The following is a 17,694-nucleotide window of genomic DNA, read 5'->3' as shown; positions in this document are numbered from 1 at the left end:
GAGTTTATAGTTTATAATGCATGAGTATCTATTCTTTAATTTAAATTCGTATGAAAAAGCAACTTTGGAAAAACATTCTCCAGTTTATCGTGACTATCGCGACTTCTATCATCTCGGCTATCGGTGTAACGTCCTGTGTGGGGCATTAATCTCCTGCTGCCCGATATGGAAAATTCAGAAGAAAGCTATCTCCCACGTGAGATTAAGTTGTTGGTGATTCATTGCAGCGCAACGCGCTGCAATGTTCCCTTCACCGTAGAGCAGCTTCGCCAATGTCATCTGCAACGAGGTTTCAAGGATATAGGTTATCATTTTTACATCACCCGCAATGGGGAACTTCACCATTGCGACCGGTATCGGAACCGGGAGCGCATGTGAGAGGATTCAACCGGCACAGTATTGGAATCTGCTATGAAGGTGGACTGGATGAAGAAGGCCGTCCGGCAGATACGAGAACGCAAGCGCAGCGTTTTGCGTTACTTGACTTGTTGACGATTCTCAAACATCAGTATCCGGAAGCACAAATCATGGGGCATTATCAACTTAGTGCTTCGATTCATAAGGCTTGTCCCTGTTTTGACAGTCGCAAGGAGTATATGGATATATAAAAAGAACTACGGGAGCTGGCGAAAGTGCAGTCTCCCGTAGTTCTTTTTTTATGTTTATATCATTTATAGATTCAATTATTACAGCATTTATAGCTCTCCCGGCTTTCCTAAATAATAGGTAATAAGCCGTACCTCTCTCACAGAAAATGCCTTTGTCTTCGGATGAAAGTCGGTAGACAGTATCTCATTCATCAACGGCTTGCATCTCCTCATCCAGCGCCGGAGTTTATTAACCGAAGCACGAATCGTCAAATCAGGAAAATACATCTGCGCCAACTCTTGCTTATTATAACATTTCACTACAAATTCTAAATGTTCCATCGTTTCTTTATTACTGTTTTATATGCTATAAAGTTACAAAAATTAGAACATATAAACAAAGAAAGAAGAGGCTATTATCCGGTATAATGAGAATAAAAAGAAATATCAACGATCTTCACAGACAGTTGATATAGTGGGAAATTCACATCGGCTTTAACCTCCGATGTCAGGGCGTGGATTAGAAATGCGCCGTCGCGCTATTTCTAATCCACAATGTAGGAGAATCATGCTGTTTACAGCATGAAGCTAGGGACCTACATTTTTTTCATCTCACATACGAAACACTCACGTGTTTATTACATCTCAACATTTTATTTTATACCCAATTCTTTATTACTATCTCATTTAAAGTTTAAAATAGAATGGTTTCAACTATTTCTCATTCTGATGGCAAAGCAATTTATTATATCTTTGCCAAAAAAATCTTTCCCCAATAAATCTTAGCGGGAACAAGAAAGCTGCCAATAGATACCTCTTGCGAGTATGTTTTTCCTTATACATTCTATAGACGAATCTCATATTAATCTTATCCACCATTTGGGATAATAATTTATTTCACTTTTAAAAGTTTGATGAATAAATCCACCACATGTGAATCCTACACCTAAATAGCCGTTTTTCTTCACTCTAAATAAAAAATCTTCTTGCATCAATACTCCCATACCAACAATTAAGAAATCTGGATTCAATTCTACAATATGCTCTGCCTCCATTCTCATTTCCTTTTCTGAGGAAAAATATCCATTTCTGTAACCAATAATTTTCACCGCAGGGTAGCATTCTCTAATTATCTCAACCGCTCTCTCTACTGCTTCTTGTTTTGAGGCCACTATATAAATGGTTTTATCATTCTCGATTACATAATCTAACAACTTAGGAACAATAGATGTCATATCAAAACTACGCCTTGTGATTCGTTTACTATATAATAAACGTATGGCGGAAACCAATATTGAACCATCAGCAAAAATGCCATCGAAACTACCAAATATCTCTTTATTTTCTAAAGCAAGCAAATATGACACTGGATTCAAAAAAGTATATATTCGCCCCCGTCTCTCAAATATTTCATTAAGAGAAAAATCCTCTGTAATAACTATTTTTCTAATCAATACAGAATTACATTTTATCATAGTGAAGCAATAAATCAATATAGATAAAACTATATTTGACACTGGGTAGGATTAGGTATTTTATTAAACTGTATATACAAGTACTCCCCGTACAAAAATAACGACATATTTAAAAAACAGTTCAAAAGAAAAGTTTCACTTATTCCATAGATAGCATACATAACCAATATAGCTACCTCGACCATTCTGTTATTATTATACATATACTTTATTAGTGCAGTGCTAACAACAATCCATAATACTGCAAAGATCAATCCTTCACAAATCAACATATCAAGATATGCACAATCCAAGTTCCAAAAATCACCATTTTCAGCCCCCTCATATATATGTTGTCCAAATAGCTTTATGTCATACCGATCTAAATAAGCATTATTCTGAGCAATTCTGCCCTGTAACATCATATCTAAAATTTTAAGAAAGCTATATTCATCATACTTCAGCCCAGCAAAAATAGAAAATACCATACAAACAAGAGGTGCAAAGATACATCCATATTTAATAATTTTCAATCTTCTAAAATACTGATTTCTAAACAATAAAACAAGAATTACAAGAAAGAAAATTGAAACAACCCCTGTTCTTGAACCTACATACATATATATTAGATAGTTAACAATAGCAACACCCAATATTCGCATATTATTTAATTTATCTCTATATATCAAAAGGTATAAAGAAACCAAAGCTGTGAAAGCAACATATAATATATTACTACGTTTATTCATATTCACCCATTCTCCATTCATAAACCGCACAGCTTCTGCCCCATCCTTATTTAAGTAACATGCAACAATAAAAAAAACGGCTCCGACCCAGAAACAGATCTTATAATTTTTATTATCCATATTAATATCTTTCATAGCTAACAACATCACAACAGAAAAAAACGCTCCCTGTTTGCCACAAGTAAAAATGAGTATTACCGTATAAATCAATAATAAAAGAAACAATTTCAACAACCGATTATTGAATTTCATGTAAAACATATACATGGCAAACAATATAAAACAACAGCCTGCTGTTATCTTCAATAGATTATTATCAGCAGTAATGTCAAGCATTTTCAATGCAAATAATGGCAGAAAGTACACAAGAAATGCCAGTTCCCTAGTACTTATTTTCATCTTAGCAATTTTCTATTAATACAGTTTTTCAGCACTATGCGATATTTTGTCAATCAAATAAATCTTAATTGCTAATCTTCTGCTTTAACCAAGCAGCCAAACGAGGAAACTTTATAGAAAATGGCACCCATAAATAAAGTAAAGTTTTTTTCCACCCTGGTTGCCAAGTCCCTGCAAAATGATGAATTGAATAAGTATTCTCCGTAATTACTATTTTTTTTGTTACATAGTTTTTAGGGCTGAAATAGTCCATCGGTAACACGAAAACCGTATTTTTATTTACATTAAATTCTAAAGGACTATCGATATAACAAATATCAAAGTTTCGAGAAATACAATCCTGAAGAATCGATGGCAACACTGCTGTTTGTTCCTTGCCACTACTATCAACAAATGTCTTCTCGTTATAATATTCAAGGCATTTTATCAACCAAGAAGTCCCAGCCTCCGCTCCTATTGTTGCAGCTTCAACACCTTGGGGACTATTCTCCTTACATATAAAAAATGGAAGATGCAGTAAGTCATCAAAAGTTTTCAATACCTCAACATCACTATCAAGATATATACCACCTTCCGTTACAAGAGCATATAGTCGAATATAATCAGCAGCAAAAGCATATTTCTTTCTCTCATAAGCTTGCCTAACCCAAATACTTTTTTCTAATGGAAACTTTTTTAAATCCCATTTTATAATCTCATAGTCGGGAAGTTTCATTTTCCAACTATCTATACACCGTTGCAGTTTTTCAGGCATAGCATCATTACTCAACCAGCAGTAATGAATTTTTTTGGGTATCATTGCTCTATTATTATCTACTAAGTGTCTTCTAATTAAAATAAATGCGACAACAGCTAATTGACACTAATTCCTAAAATTCTCCTGACGAATCTCTTTATCATAAGCAAACGGCTGAAATTCTGCTGTGACAGATGACCCATCATATAACAAAATCCTTTATAATAAAGAGTAATTATTTTTAACTTTCTATATACTTTCAATTCATGTAACAAATTAAACTGCTCTTCTCCATATATATTCTTCAAATAGCTTTCTTGTTCTTTCTTATATAAAATGGAATTGTTACTACTTGTTCCATCCATTTTAAAATGAGCCACCGTTAAGTCAACATATTGGGATTTTACATTATGAAGCACAACACAATCGAAAAAGAATTTCCAATCTGAACATAATCTATAGTCTGTTGAATACAAGCCAAACTCTCTGAATAAAGAATTCTGTATAAGACAAGCCTGATGATGAAAGGTATTATCAAACATATCCATAAGATCAGGCTCCTGTGTAGTAACACCAACAGATTTTACTTTGAATTTAGGGTAAATTCTTATGATATTACCACGTAATATTCGAGTTCCAGGCTTTATTGCATCCGACATTTGTTGCAAAATGGTTGTCGACGAAAATAAGTCACCTGCATTCATAAAGTTTATCCACTCACCTGTAGCTTTCTGTATTCCCTTATTCATCGCATCATAAATCCCCTTATCAGTTTCACTCTGCCAATAAGTTATTTTATCAGCATACTTTTTAATAAGATCAATAGTCACATCCGTACTACCCCCATCAATGATGATATACTCTATATTGCTATATGTCTGATTAAGAACAGAAAGTATGGTTCTTTCTAAATTATTCTCAGCATTATAACATACAGTTATCACAGAAATAAGATTTTCTTTTATCTCAGCCATAATATATACTGGTACTTTAAAGACTCTTGGATGAAATATAATAATCCTTCAACTTATCAATATCAGAAAGTAGTTCCCAATGTTTAAGAAACCACTCTTTATCATTATCCCACCAATGGATACCCAACAAAAAATTTATAGTTTCTTCATCATAACGATAACGCAGAATCCGTGCTGGAACTCCACCAACAATAGCATAAGGTGGAACATCTTTAGTTACTACTGCTCCTGCCAATACCACAGCTCCATTGCCTATCACAATACCACCAACCAAAAATACTCCCGTACCAATCCAACAATCAGATCCTATTTTCACATGGATTCCGCGCAATTTATCGGCATAGGCAAATTCCTCAAAAAGTTGTTTTTTTGCATAAGTAGTACCGCATTGGTCGTGCTTCGAATTGAGTGAAAAAAAACATGGTGAAGTCGTTGCAAACGGAGATTGATATGGATGTCTTCCAGCAGTACTGCGCACAAAAGCACCAATAGAAGTAAATCTCCCTATATCAGCAGATAATATAGACCCACAAGCTATATATGAGCCCATTCCCATACGTCCTCGATATACTACGTCAGAATGTATTTGACATGGTGCTTCGAATTCCGATTTAATACTAACATTAGAAGTTATACTAATACGAACTCCCTGATACCATTTTGAATTCCAATATACCTTTTTCACTATTTTCTTTAAAATAGAGAGTAAATCCACATGCATTATTATAACTTATTTATCAGATATTCTCAAATTAAATTTATCAAATATTTTAACTTGCAGTACAAGCTTCACTAAAAATATATCATTGTTATAATTAGAATCTTTAATGGCAGATAATAAGATATCTTCTGGCAAATAGCTATATATTAAATTCTTATTCTGGGGATTTTCTACTAAATCCGCTACATAAGACGGATAAATAGTAAACGTTTTTTCAATTCCTACTATTTTTTTTAGTCGCTCTTTGAATTGATATGAAAGCGTTCTCGAAATGCGATTTTTCAACGTCCAAGAGTAGTAATCCACAATTTTCATTTGACTCTTTACATATTTTTGTTTCTTACAATGACTAAAGAAAGGGATTTCTAATGACTCACTATATAGTTCACTTAAAATTTCAAGCATAAATTTAGCGGATAATTTCTTATTTATAGGAACATAAGCTCTTCTAACAATTTCGAATTCCGACATCAGATAGTGACAATATTTCATCCTATTCAAAAGATTCACAGTATGCACATCGGCTCTTCTTCTATACTCCATATAAAAATAAAAAATATCATCCTTATTAATTGCTTTCGGATTGAGCCCATATTTAGAACAGATATTTATAATCTTATTTTTTATATGCAATTTTAAATCAGGATAACTATCAATTATGTTTCTGTTTTGAGACTCATAATACCAACCATCTAAGAACTCCTCTACAGTAATTACATCTTTCTTACACTTAGTAATCCAATCCGTTTCACGATATAACTCCCCCCAATACCCATAAATAACATATGGCTCACAAGGTTCTCAAAATATTTCATAGCATCATCACAACCTTGATATACAAATATTCCATCTCCATATAAAGAGGTGTAATAGTCCCAATATTTATCCAATGGTAAAGTTTCATTCCATGGATATTCCTCAAAAGTCAAATGAAATTTATCACTAAAGAGTTTATCTATTTCTTTATCTTCTTTTTTAGAAATAGCTAATATACTATTTCCTAATCCGTATGTGAGTTTAGGTTTTGATCCAGCAGCTAAGAAAGCAGCTAGACACATTCTTGAGTCTAAGCCTCCAGTAGCACCCAATGTAGGATCTCCTAAACAATTGGAAAAAATCTCAGCATCACTCTTCATTATTGAAGCGATCTCTAAAATATTATTCGCATAATTTTCACTGGTTATTTTCTTAATTGGTAAACCGAGCTCTTTAATACTAAACTGATCATTAATAATTTGAATACATTGCTCTCCGGACAATCTTTTAATTTCATTAAAAACAGTCTCATCATTCAGAATGGCATGGCGACTAAACCATTCTAATACATTCAATTTATTTATTGAGAGTTTTTCTTTTAATGGTTCAACCAAATCATACAATGAAGAAGATATAGCCCAAATATCATTATCAACATAATAAAAAACATCATAACAATTACTTTGTTCTGTAAAAACAGTCAGGACATCCTCTTTAAATATACCCAGAACATAATTACCCAAAGTATCATTTCTTATGGCATTGATGTTTGCATTATATGCTTGAAATATATCTTCCAGAATCGTTATATCATTTTTTTTATTATAAACTATTGTCCCATTTTCTATTACAAAACCATCATGTAGCAATAATGCATTTTGATTCTCAACAGAAATTTTTTGAGTAGTTAAAGCGTAAATATTATTATGTGCATATTCAAATAGTAGTTATATGGAGATTTAGAGATATCTCTCTTAAATGACGAATATAAGTATTCACTATTTGTTAAAAACATTTTTGACATAACCGGATATATTTTATTAAAATTGATATTTAATATCTTCAAAGAAACAAAGACATACATAGCAATTACTATTATCTTTAGCATCAGAGTTCCCCAATTATCTTCTAAAAATAAAAGCAAAAGCATAACTACAGAAATCGAAAATATTTTAATTAAAGAAATCCAATCATAATGTATTTGCATCGCCTTATTGCTAAAGTACAAAATCAAAACAAGGGTAAGAGAATAAGAAGTAAGTGAAGAAAAACATGCTCCATATATTCCGTATCGTGGAATTAGATATATATTTAATAAAATATTAAATATAGCGGAAACAACCCAAATTAATGACTTCACCTTAGTATACTTTATATTATATGATAAAGGCTGCATATATATGACACGATAGCAATCAACCAAAGATATTACAAGCATCACAATAATAACAAAAAATGCAGATGCATACTCAGGCGCTAACAATTGTACTATATTATTTGATAATATTATCAGGATTGTTATTAATACCATCAAAATTGAACTTACGATTGTTACAGTTTTTACCAACTCTATTTCACTTTTTTCCACCCCACTATTCATATCCTTATATTTACTAAATATATAAGGTACTAATGCAGAATTTAACGACATGAAAAGAATCGTAGGGATTTGTCCTACAGTACAACCAACCCCATAAATTCCAGTACTAGCAGCACCAATATACTTATTAATAAACAACCTATCTGTAAATTTGACAAGCCACCCAGATACATCACTTGGAAATTGAGAAAAAGAATAATACATATATTTTCTCGCACGCGAAAAATCAAAATTTACAGTAAAAAAAGGTTTTGAGTAAAAAAGAAAAATGATGAATGTCAATATACTATTTAAGAATAAAGTCCCCACTAAAGCCATTGCTTTATTTTCCAGATTTACAACTAATAACAGTTGAATAAAAATCTGAAACACACCAACACAAATAGATGTAACCGATACCTTCTTTGCATTTTGTTTAACATATAATAAAGCCAAAATAGCATTATAAAATACACCAAAAAAGGAAATAATCAATGCTAATTTAAAATATACTGTTGGAAGATTAATCAGAACAGCAAGCTGTTCATTAAAGCACCACAGCAAAGTAAATATTATTACTGAATTAATACTAATAAATAACACAATTGTGGAATATAGCCTTTTAACACTCTCCTCATCTTCACAATCAAAAAAGAAACGAGAAATACATGCATGCATAGAAAATTGCATTACCATATTAAAAAAAGTAGATACAGCAGAAACCATATACACATATCCGTATTCTTCCGGTGATACTAAATGCGAATAAAAAGGTAGTAACAAAAAAGATGTTGCACGTATACTTATAGTAGCTATCAAATATAAAAAACTATTTTTTAACAACGACGATGACGATCTGCTCATTCCTTACACATCTTTACTAAAAGCATCAATAAAAGAACCCTCCGTTTTATTTATAACTTGACATCCTATATGACAATCAGATATATATTTCTTTATTTCCCAATAAGACTCAAACATCCTGGCATAGTTTTTAAGTATTAAATAAAATGGATATTCTTCCGTATGTTGAATCTCCTTTACAGGTTTAGCTACAACTTTTTCTTTATCAAAGAAATGAGGGTTTTCTAAATAAACAATATTATCTTTATCAACAAACAAATATTTAGTCCAAGTGTGTTCAACTCCATAAAGCTCAATATTTGAATATTTAAACAATATCCCTAACATTATAGAAGCTACTAAAACATTTTGCACTACCGGCATAGCCAATTGCCATTTATAACAAAAATATTTTACAAATTTAAAATCACATAAAAGATTAGTCGCATTATAATATAGAAGATTAATATTACTATTAGTTATAGTCATAAGAATCTGTCTTTTTACTTCTCTTGAAAATGGAATACAAAGAGTCATTCTCCAATTCGTCTTCTCATTTATTTTTTGCAATATTTCCAATCCTTCAGAATGATGAAAAAAATGCGGATCAGCTAATACATAATATAAAGGCTTTACAAGTACATAATTATCTGAAAGAACATGACGATTAACGACCATATAATCTTCAAGACCTTCATTGTCGAAATTGACATTATTCAACGAACTACCATTACCTAAAATTCGTAATTTACGATTAGCAGAGAGTCCCTTTATACGTTTCTTTGAGAAATAATTCCTATTCTTTAGAATACGCATAACATCTAATACAAAATAAAAGAAATTATATATCATAAAAGTATATCAACAAATTCCCTTATACAACCATCCCCTCCCTTTCTATTTAAAATTTTAATACCCTGAATATTCACAATTTTCATATGCGCATCAGAAGGACATGCCGGAAACCCTACAGCCGAAAGAAGATCAATACAATTAATATCATCTCCAACATAAGCCACTTCTTCAAGTGTTATGCCCATCTCTTTACAGATTTCAAGGGCGGCAGAGAGTTTTCCACCTTCTCTTTTGCCTTGATATAAATAATCAACTTTCAACTTTCTTGCTCGATTCTCCACTATTTTTGTATTTTCAGAGGTTATTATGCCTACCTTGATTCCTGCTTCCCTCAATAATTGAAATCCCATACCGTCACGAGTATTAAATTTCTTCAATTCATCCCCTGTCTCCGAATAATACATACTGCCATCTGTCATCACTCCATCAACATCAGTAAGAAATAATTTAATTTTCCCTTTATCCTTTGTAGTTCCTGACAATATATATTTTCTCATTAAATTTTCTAATATAATCCAATCATCAGGTTCATCCAGCTCAGTCGCTGTATACTCTGGCATTTCATAAATACCAATCCTACCACTCAACCGGTTATTACTCGATAAGATGTTTTCAACCGTATTAATATAAAAAGCTCCATTTTCCATCAATTCTCCTTTAATATTTTGACGACGAGGCCTCTTTTTATAATCATAATTTTTAGAAGTGCCATCTGCATTCCAGAAAAAACGATAATTTCGAACACAACTCAATATCGAATCATATTGTCCCTCATTATATAATGATAATGCTTCTTCAAAATGAACTGATTGAGTTAATGGAGATGTAGCTTGGACTAATAAAAAAATATCTTTCAAATTTAATGATACCTTATTTATATATTCAAGCATCACACTCTCAGTGCTTGCTGTATCACACGCATTCTCCGCTGAACGACGAAAAACAGTTAATTTATTCAATTTAAAAGAACGAACTGTTTCTTCTATTTTAGACGAATCCGTTGCTATTATTATTTTATCCACTAAAGAGCAGTTCTGCAACGCTAATGCACTCCAATATACCAACGGTTTACCACAGAAATCTTTTATATTTTTAAGAGGAATAGATTTGCTACCTCCCCGAACTGGAATAAATGCGATTACCATTTATTTGATTTTTCTTTAATTTATTACGCTGAACAGACTCTATATCTAAAATATCTTGTTGCTTATAAGTCAATGCTTTAGCTACTGCACGACAATCGCGAACTAATTTACGAACACCATCTGGCTCTAAAGATGCAGCATGATCTGTACCTTTCCAAGTCCTATCTAATGTATAATGCCGCTCTATCCATTCTGCTCCCAAGGCAACTGCTGCCGAATCTACTGCAATACCAAGATGATGGCCTGAGAATCCAATAGTTTTTACCCTATCAGCATACTCCTCACGAAGTCGAACAAGTTCTAATAAGCATATATCCTCAAAAGGCACTGGATAACCTGAAGTGCAATTGTAAATTACTAAATCTTTGTTTCTCTTATTCGCTTCAAAAAAATCAATAATTTCCACTTCTTCATCTTTTGTAGTCATACCAAAAGATAAATGTATTTCTCCTTCAAAATTATCACATAAATATTGCAATAATCCCTTATTCAAATTACAGGCAGATGGAACCTTTATTAAATCAGGATGTAATGTACAAATTTCTTTAGCTGATGTAACATCCCAAACAGATGTAGAATATACAATACCCAATTCTTCACACCATCTTTTGAGCTGTCTATGTTGATCTAGATCAAACTCCAGAAATTCACGATGCGTACCATAAGTCTGACCATAAGAATTTTCAGGATGTGGATGTGGAGCATTATACTCTTCACTAGTCAACAATTCCTTATTACAACGTTTTTGAAATTTTACAACATCAGCTTTACAATATGTTGCTGCAGTCATTATCAACTCTTTTGCAATAGACATATCACCTTTGTGATTACAACCTATTTCCGCAATTACTTTAGGAATTTTCATTACAATAAATTTAATCATTTTAATTCGCATTGTAAATACCTCCATATGCAAACTAAAACATATTCATTCAATCAAAATAATACAGTTATTTACTACCTTTTTATATAAACATTCTCTATCTATAGACAGACAATTGATATTTTCTGCATTACTAGACACTTGTAAAGTTCATCAGTCTAAGTTAGTGAAAACTGATATTTCACACCCTAGTAAGCATTCTTCTCCCCAACAACCACATTCGCTATAGTCTTATAAATGATATATAAGTCAAGGAATATTGTCCAATGTTCCATATACCAAATATCAGCTTTAATACGTCCTTCCATCTGTGACAATTCTTTAGTTTCACCACGAAAACCATGTGTTTGCGCCCATCCGGTTACTCCAGGTTTAATAAAATGGCGCACCATATATTTATCAATCAGCCGCGCATAAGTTTCCGTATGAGCCAACATATGAGGGCGAGGACCTACTATCGACATTTCACCTTTAAAGACATTAATAAACTGTGGAAGTTCATCAAGATTAGAGCGTCGAAGAAAATTTCCAAAGCGAGTTTTCCGGGGATCATCAACTGTTGCCTGTTTATTATCCGCTTCTTCATTCACTCTCATAGAACGGAATTTATAGCATTTAAAATCAACACCATTCAAACCAGTGCGCATTTGCTTAAAAATGATAGGACCGGGGGAAGTCATTTTTATGACAACTCCCACGATCAGGTAAATAAGTGGGAATATAGCAACTAGAAAAATTCCTGATAACACAATATCGAATAATCGCTTTAAGAAACGATTTTCCACTTTACTTAATGGTTCATATCTCAAATTCAAAATCGGCATATTGCCAACCATGCTATGCCAAATACGTCGGGGGAATCCCTTACAAACATTAGGAACCCCATGAAAATAAAGCAAATGGTTCTCACAATAATTGATGATGGAAACATTATAGCGCCCCTGCTCCATTGACAATGAACAAAACACGTGTTTTATAGCTGTTTTTTCGGACATAAAATCAACAAAATCGTTAGGATTACCAAGATAAGAACATTGGGTTGAAAAACTATTATTAGGTTCAATATCGAAATAACCGACAATTTCATAAATAGATGCCAATGAGCTTTCCATTTCCTCATATAGCATCTGCATATTATTCCCCCCACCAATAAAAACCGCATAATGTTTGTGCTTACCCTTAGCACAATAACCGATCAACGAATGACGAATGATAATTCGATAAATACTTAATATAACAAAAAGTGTAAAAAAATAGACAACAAAAAAAAGAGGAAAAATGATAGATATTCCACTAAATGCCATAATACATGCCCAAAATACTGAAAATGTTATAATATTTTTCAGTACACGCAGTACAAGCTGATCTGCACGAATTTCCCTACTAGTCCAAACTTTTCCACGAGATGCCGAACATGCTAAATAACAAAGGCTAAGCGAAGTCATCATCAAAGAAGTAGTACATGAAAAAGGCGAATATATAAATACATTTTCCCAAAAGAACAGAAACTGAAACAAACAGAGATTCAGAATGACCAAATCGCCCAGAACTGCAATAAATTCTACTACTTTATTTATTTGGTTAGTTGACGTCATATCATTTTATTAATGGATACTAAGCTCGTATTTCTTTAATTTTATCCAGAAACTCTTCTCCAAAGAGTTTCCAAAACATGACAATGCAAACAGATAAGAAGATAAATACCAAGACGTATACTTTTTTACTAATTCCCGAAGGTTTCAATGGCACTACTGCAGGCTCTACAACCGCAAATACAGGCTTTTCTTCCTGAACTTTAGCTCTGGCAACTTGAAGTTGATTTGCCACTTGACTATAAACCTGATAAGCCAAACTCATATCATTTTGTAAGCGCTCCTGTTCAGCACGAACACTCTGCAAAATGATATTATCATGAGAATCTATATAATTGGCATATTCCTTTTGAGCTGCATAATATTCTTGTTGACGCTCTTTAAACAGTTTCTCTAAATAAATACAATCCTCTTTAGCCTTGGTAGTACGATAGTCTATAATATACTCCTGCAACTTCTTCACAACAGAATCAGCGAGCACTGCGGCAACTTTAGGATTTTGCAAAGTCACAGCAACCGTAGTCATGGATGTTTTCTTATCTACAATAGCAGTAATCGTATTTTTTAAAACTTCAATCTTCTTCGATTCTTTTTGGGATAATTCAATTACACCTTTATTGGTTCTATTAGAATATACTAATTCATCTTCTTCGATAAACAAAGACTTTGCTCCATCAATTATTATACTTGGAAATCCGATTACATAGCTCCACCAAGGGACATATTCTTCATCTAAGTAAGTGTTCAAAGTCATATTCACACCTTTCGATGCAGGTATTTCCATTGTAGAAAGTTCTAATAAAAAAGGAGTAGAAGATACAATATCAGCAGACAAAGAAGCATTCAAAGCATCAGTACCATCCCCCATGGCAACGTCACTTCCCAAAAAAGAAGCTGCCAAACCAGATAGACCAGTACCTTTATTACTGCTCATCTCCGGAGAAAGGGTTACTTCAGCGGTATATTGCTTTGGAATACAAATTGCTATAATAACACCAATTATCAAACCAATACTAGCAGCTTTATAGATTGTCTTACGAATACCTATAATCTTACGAAGAATATCCATCAAATCTATTTCGGCCTCTTTATCTATATGGTTACTCTGACCCTGTTCTATTTCTTTTTCAGATTCCCCTTCTGTCATAATGGTATAAACTGTTTTCTTTTATTTCTTTATCAGATTAGCAATAGATGCAACCATCATTCCCAACGTACTGAATGTAGTAGCATAACCTAAGATATTACCAATATTAGTCCTTTTCTTAGCCTTACTAGGCACAATGATCTCACAACCCGGTTCGATCTGTTTCTTACCGCTACCTTTCACTTTAGTTACCTGACCGTTCATATAAACGATGAATTTTTTACTCTTCTTCGCATTCTCAGAATAACCACCAGCTTGATCTAGATAATAATCTATATTCTTTCCTTCCATATAAGAAACGGTATTCGGAACCATTACAGCACCATTGATTGTAACCGTATTATTGTTTTTCGGAATAGAAATTACATCACCCTCACGCAAGACAATATCCGCTGTACTTCCAGGATTCGCTAGTGCGTTTTCCAAGTCAATACCAACACTAAAGGTATCTTCTACACGAACACCCAAAGAGTCCATCATAGCCTCACCCAACTGTCTGCTCATCAAACGAATTACATCACCCATGCGTTTCTTTTCACTCGCATTGGCCACACGAGTCAGTTTTGCACCACGTAAGTAGGCATAATTCGTTGCACCTCCCGCTTTATTGATCAAGTCTGAAAGACGTTCTTCACGACTAGTCATAGCATAAGAGCCTCCGAACAGAATTTCACCTTCAACAACTACATTCTGCTGAGCCTGATAACCCGGACTACGACGTACATAAACTTCATCATAAGGTTGAAGTACAAAGCCAGGCGTTCCATCTACAACAAAACCTTCTTTCAGGGAGAATGTATATATATGGCCAATAGTATCGTTATCTACCGTACTACGAGGATTCTTGATTCTACGGGATACATCCACACGGACGACGGAAGCGGCCTCACGTAAGCCACCTGCTTGAATAATCAAGTCTTCAAGGGTCATGTTATCAGCATAAGGATAAGAATCCGGTTTGGCTACTTCACCATGGATTACAACATCACCTCTATCTTCTAAGTCATGGATGCTCGGAATATAAAGGATGTCATTTTTCATCAAGATAATGTTTTGGAAAGTACCATTCATGATGGCTTTAATATCTACAGGGACAACTTCAGTAGTAAGGTCTTCACGCTGACGATAAAGGACAGCACGATTCAAGAAAGCATCACCTGTCAAGCCTTGGGCTTCGTTTACCAGTTCGCGGACTGTGTTTAATTTTCCATTCAATTGATAGATGCCAGGACGGTAAACAGCTCCGCGGATTTCAAGTTTATTGATGAAGCGGTTAAGGATGGCTTCAGCTGTCACAACATCACCATTCCGCATTTTATAGACACTATAATCGAGGTCTTTGACTGTGTTTACTTCATACTCCTGTCCGTTCTGACGTACGACACGTAAGGAACGGGTGTAAGCGTCGGCTTCAAAGCCACCGGCATAGCTGATAAGAGTGGATAGACTCTCATCCTTTTTCATTTCGAAACGCATCGGGCGTTTAACTTTTCCATCGATCTTAACCAATACGTCATAGGCGGGAACAATCACGACATCACCTTCCTGAAGACGGATGTCATCCTGAATGTGGCCTTTCATGATAAATTGGTAGACGTCAATCGTGGCGATGTTCTTACCGTTACGTACCAGCTGGACATTACGAAGGCTACCTATGTCACTGACTCCACCTGCACGATAAAGTGCATGGAAGACAGTAGAAAAGGAAGAGAGAGAGTAAGTGCCCGGCTGGACTACTTCACCCATCACATTGATTTGAATAGTACGGATGCTGCCCAAAGTCAGACGGATGTCAGAAGTGGGGTCATTCGTATTATTGAGACCATTATATATTTTGTTTAATGTTTTTTTAAGATAGTCGTTGGCTTCAGCAATAGTTAGTCCGTTCAGGTTGACAGGACCTATTTTCTGAATGTTGATAGTGCCGTCAGGAGAAATCTGTTGGCGGATAGTGTTCTGGCTGGCTCCCCAAATATCAATAATCACTTCATCACCAGGACCCAGACGGTAATTTAAAGGGGTGGCGATGTTGACACTGGGTTCAAAAGTCAGGTTACGGGTATTAAAAATGTTACGTCCGAAAACCTGATTACCACGTGCGAGGTCTTGAGTACTCGGATGGTCTTCCAGCATATCGGAGGTGTTCTCCTTCATTTCTTCACGTAAGCGTGATTCATTGACATCCGTACCGGTAGCGTTGGAAGCATTGACATTGTTCTGCTGCTCATAAAGCTGCTTCACACGCATAGCCTGTTCTTTAGTCACGCCCTTACGTGCAAGTTCGGAGGCTAATTGTTTTTGTTCTTTCCCTTGTCTAATCCCCTCTTTGACATACTCCAATACTTGAGAATCACTCATATTTTGAGCCATCAAAGGAGAAAAAACTCCTAACAGTAGAATGAATAGAAATATGTTAAAGTTTTTTTGTGTCGTCATTACTAATCTTTGTAGGTTCTACATAACCGATTGGCATATCTACACAAGCACAGCCAAGCATATTTAAACGAACGGCAATCTTACTCTTACCCCCGACAGTCACGAGTTCGCCAACAAGGCCGCTCAAAGGACCTTTTATGACACGAACTTTCTCACCACGCGCCAGTGGAGTATCATTCATACAGACTGCTTCATCGGAATAATCGAGCATGAAACGGAAACGCGCCATCTGCTCGTCAGGAATAACGGCAGGAGTGCTTTCACCACGCATCACCATATAACGGCTAACTGTGGAGAAGCTTAGGACTTCCATACGCTCTTTTGGATTGACATGAACAAAAACCATCATGGGAAGCAAGACTGTATCAACCATCTTTCGACGGTCGCTCCATTGATGGATCTGTTGCTGAACGGGAACAAAAGAATCAATTCCCATCTTAGACAAACGCTCGGATACCTTCTTCTCGTGATGCATTCGAACGAGTGCTACATACCAGCGTTTTGAGTGTGCTACGCCTTCCCCTGTCCCACTAATAGGCCCGGCATTTACTGATTTTGGTTTCGTTAAAATCATATTTTTTTACCCCATGTGATTCCGTTACTTCTTAGGTAACGGATAACACACATATAGGATACACATAGCAGTGAAAAAAGGAAAAAATCGATTATGAGGGAATATAAAAGCGGGTACCTAACATTCAATATAAGACTTTTTTGAATTTAGGTAATAAAAATCCCTTGAGCATGAAGATGTTATCTTTCATGTTCAGATAGATTCATGTTGCATATTTGAGAGAAAAAGGAAAAAAAGAAGTTTTTTGCTTGTTTGCTATTAATA

At 34.4% G+C, this 17,694-nt stretch carries 16 protein-coding genes and 2 pseudogenes; 2 read left to right on the top strand and 16 right to left on the bottom strand.

Annotated features, from left to right (window positions below; all coding sequences use genetic code 11):
* Positions 1–50: 50 nt before the first annotated feature.
* Positions 51–149: a smalltalk protein gene (locus DXA05_RS26415; protein ID WP_004303901.1), complete on the top strand. Its 99-nt coding sequence runs from the start codon at positions 51–53 to the stop codon at positions 147–149.
* 16 nt (positions 150–165) lie between these two features.
* Positions 166–608: pseudogene (locus tag DXA05_RS06135) on the top strand (N-acetylmuramoyl-L-alanine amidase).
* 87 nt (positions 609–695) lie between these two features.
* Here DXA05_RS06135 and DXA05_RS06130 read toward each other — a convergent pair.
* From DXA05_RS06130 to DXA05_RS06055, 16 genes and pseudogenes are all read right to left on the bottom strand, one after another.
* Positions 696–929, bottom strand: a complete 234-nt coding sequence (locus DXA05_RS06130; RefSeq protein ID WP_049702522.1) for a DUF4248 domain-containing protein — start codon at positions 927–929, stop codon at positions 696–698.
* A gap of 372 nt (positions 930–1,301) precedes the next feature.
* Positions 1,302–2,062 (bottom strand): annotated as a pseudogene (locus tag DXA05_RS06125) (WecB/TagA/CpsF family glycosyltransferase).
* 29 nt (positions 2,063–2,091) lie between these two features.
* Complete coding sequence (locus DXA05_RS06120; protein WP_128858918.1) at positions 2,092–3,189, bottom strand: hypothetical protein; 1,098 nt, start codon at positions 3,187–3,189, stop codon at positions 2,092–2,094.
* 64 nt (positions 3,190–3,253) lie between these two features.
* Positions 3,254–3,988: a glycosyltransferase gene (locus DXA05_RS06115; RefSeq protein ID WP_074911102.1), complete on the bottom strand. Its 735-nt coding sequence runs from the start codon at positions 3,986–3,988 to the stop codon at positions 3,254–3,256.
* Between the two features lie 53 nt (positions 3,989–4,041).
* Complete coding sequence (locus tag DXA05_RS06110) at positions 4,042–4,899, bottom strand: glycosyltransferase family 2 protein (RefSeq protein ID WP_128858917.1); 858 nt, start codon at positions 4,897–4,899, stop codon at positions 4,042–4,044.
* A gap of 16 nt (positions 4,900–4,915) precedes the next feature.
* Positions 4,916–5,620: a CatB-related O-acetyltransferase gene (locus DXA05_RS06105; protein ID WP_074708592.1), complete on the bottom strand. Its 705-nt coding sequence runs from the start codon at positions 5,618–5,620 to the stop codon at positions 4,916–4,918.
* A 9-nt stretch (positions 5,621–5,629) separates the two neighbouring features.
* Positions 5,630–6,091, bottom strand: a complete 462-nt coding sequence (locus DXA05_RS06100; protein WP_128858916.1) for a hypothetical protein — start codon at positions 6,089–6,091, stop codon at positions 5,630–5,632.
* A gap of 242 nt (positions 6,092–6,333) precedes the next feature.
* Positions 6,334–7,245 carry a hypothetical protein gene (locus tag DXA05_RS06095; RefSeq protein WP_128858915.1) on the bottom strand — a complete coding sequence of 304 codons (912 nt, stop codon included), beginning with the start codon at positions 7,243–7,245 and terminating at the stop codon, positions 6,334–6,336.
* A gap of 38 nt (positions 7,246–7,283) precedes the next feature.
* Complete coding sequence (locus DXA05_RS06090) at positions 7,284–8,819, bottom strand: oligosaccharide flippase family protein (protein WP_128858914.1); 1,536 nt, start codon at positions 8,817–8,819, stop codon at positions 7,284–7,286.
* A gap of 3 nt (positions 8,820–8,822) precedes the next feature.
* Positions 8,823–9,614 (bottom strand): hypothetical protein, encoded by a 792-nt coding sequence (locus DXA05_RS06085; protein ID WP_128858913.1) that lies wholly within the window; start codon positions 9,612–9,614, stop codon positions 8,823–8,825.
* Between the two features lie 32 nt (positions 9,615–9,646).
* Positions 9,647–10,798: an acylneuraminate cytidylyltransferase gene (locus DXA05_RS06080; protein WP_074708582.1), complete on the bottom strand. Its 1,152-nt coding sequence runs from the start codon at positions 10,796–10,798 to the stop codon at positions 9,647–9,649.
* The gene (locus DXA05_RS06075) at positions 10,764–11,663 is read right to left on the bottom strand and encodes an N-acetylneuraminate synthase family protein (RefSeq protein WP_128858928.1); all 900 of its coding nucleotides are present in this window, start codon (positions 11,661–11,663) and stop codon (positions 10,764–10,766) included. Before DXA05_RS06075 ends, DXA05_RS06080 begins: the two co-directional genes overlap by 35 nt.
* Before the next feature lie 206 nt (positions 11,664–11,869).
* Entirely contained in the window at positions 11,870–13,276 is a 1,407-nt protein-coding gene (locus tag DXA05_RS06070; protein ID WP_074708579.1) for an undecaprenyl-phosphate glucose phosphotransferase, read from the bottom strand.
* Positions 13,277–13,295: 19 nt separating this feature from the next.
* Positions 13,296–14,420 (bottom strand): Wzz/FepE/Etk N-terminal domain-containing protein, encoded by a 1,125-nt coding sequence (locus DXA05_RS06065; protein ID WP_074708576.1) that lies wholly within the window; start codon positions 14,418–14,420, stop codon positions 13,296–13,298.
* A 21-nt stretch (positions 14,421–14,441) separates the two neighbouring features.
* A complete protein-coding gene (locus DXA05_RS06060) occupies positions 14,442–16,856 on the bottom strand; it encodes an SLBB domain-containing protein (RefSeq protein ID WP_165861475.1) in 2,415 nt (804 codons plus the stop codon).
* Positions 16,834–17,430, bottom strand: a complete 597-nt coding sequence (locus DXA05_RS06055; RefSeq protein WP_128858912.1) for a UpxY family transcription antiterminator — start codon at positions 17,428–17,430, stop codon at positions 16,834–16,836. The genes DXA05_RS06060 and DXA05_RS06055 overlap by 23 nt, the downstream gene beginning before the upstream one ends.
* Positions 17,431–17,694 lie beyond the last annotated feature (264 nt).

This window comes from Bacteroides sp. AM54-2NS (assembly GCF_003602935.1).
GTDB classification, from domain to species: domain Bacteria; phylum Bacteroidota; class Bacteroidia; order Bacteroidales; family Bacteroidaceae; genus Bacteroides; species Bacteroides xylanisolvens.
The sequence above is the reverse complement of the archived record's forward strand: the minus strand, read 5'-3'. Positions and strand labels throughout refer to the sequence as shown.

Excerpts from the sequence above, each read along its gene's own strand:
- DXA05_RS06070 (WP_074708579.1), bottom strand. The coding sequence starts at position 13,276 with ATGACGTCAACTAACCAAATAAATAAAGTAGTAGAATTTATTGCAGTT.
- DXA05_RS06090 (WP_128858914.1), bottom strand. The coding sequence starts at position 8,819 with ATGAGCAGATCGTCATCGTCGTTGTTAAAAAATAGTTTTTTATATTTG.
- DXA05_RS06055 (WP_128858912.1), bottom strand. The coding sequence starts at position 17,430 with ATGATTTTAACGAAACCAAAATCAGTAAATGCCGGGCCTATTAGTGGG.
- DXA05_RS06115 (WP_074911102.1), bottom strand. The coding sequence starts at position 3,988 with ATGATACCCAAAAAAATTCATTACTGCTGGTTGAGTAATGATGCTATG.
- DXA05_RS06110 (WP_128858917.1), bottom strand. The coding sequence starts at position 4,899 with ATGGCTGAGATAAAAGAAAATCTTATTTCTGTGATAACTGTATGTTAT.
- DXA05_RS06105 (WP_074708592.1), bottom strand. The coding sequence starts at position 5,620 with ATGCATGTGGATTTACTCTCTATTTTAAAGAAAATAGTGAAAAAGGTA.
- DXA05_RS06065 (WP_074708576.1), bottom strand. The coding sequence starts at position 14,420 with ATGACAGAAGGGGAATCTGAAAAAGAAATAGAACAGGGTCAGAGTAAC.
- DXA05_RS06130 (WP_049702522.1), bottom strand. The coding sequence starts at position 929 with ATGGAACATTTAGAATTTGTAGTGAAATGTTATAATAAGCAAGAGTTG.
- DXA05_RS06060 (WP_165861475.1), bottom strand. The coding sequence starts at position 16,856 with ATGACGACACAAAAAAACTTTAACATATTTCTATTCATTCTACTGTTA.
- DXA05_RS06100 (WP_128858916.1), bottom strand. The coding sequence starts at position 6,091 with ATGTCGGAATTCGAAATTGTTAGAAGAGCTTATGTTCCTATAAATAAG.
- DXA05_RS06120 (WP_128858918.1), bottom strand. The coding sequence starts at position 3,189 with ATGAAAATAAGTACTAGGGAACTGGCATTTCTTGTGTACTTTCTGCCA.
- DXA05_RS26415 (WP_004303901.1), top strand. The coding sequence starts at position 51 with ATGAAAAAGCAACTTTGGAAAAACATTCTCCAGTTTATCGTGACTATC.
- DXA05_RS06075 (WP_128858928.1), bottom strand. The coding sequence starts at position 11,663 with ATGAAAATTCCTAAAGTAATTGCGGAAATAGGTTGTAATCACAAAGGT.
- DXA05_RS06085 (WP_128858913.1), bottom strand. The coding sequence starts at position 9,614 with ATGCGTATTCTAAAGAATAGGAATTATTTCTCAAAGAAACGTATAAAG.
- DXA05_RS06080 (WP_074708582.1), bottom strand. The coding sequence starts at position 10,798 with ATGGTAATCGCATTTATTCCAGTTCGGGGAGGTAGCAAATCTATTCCT.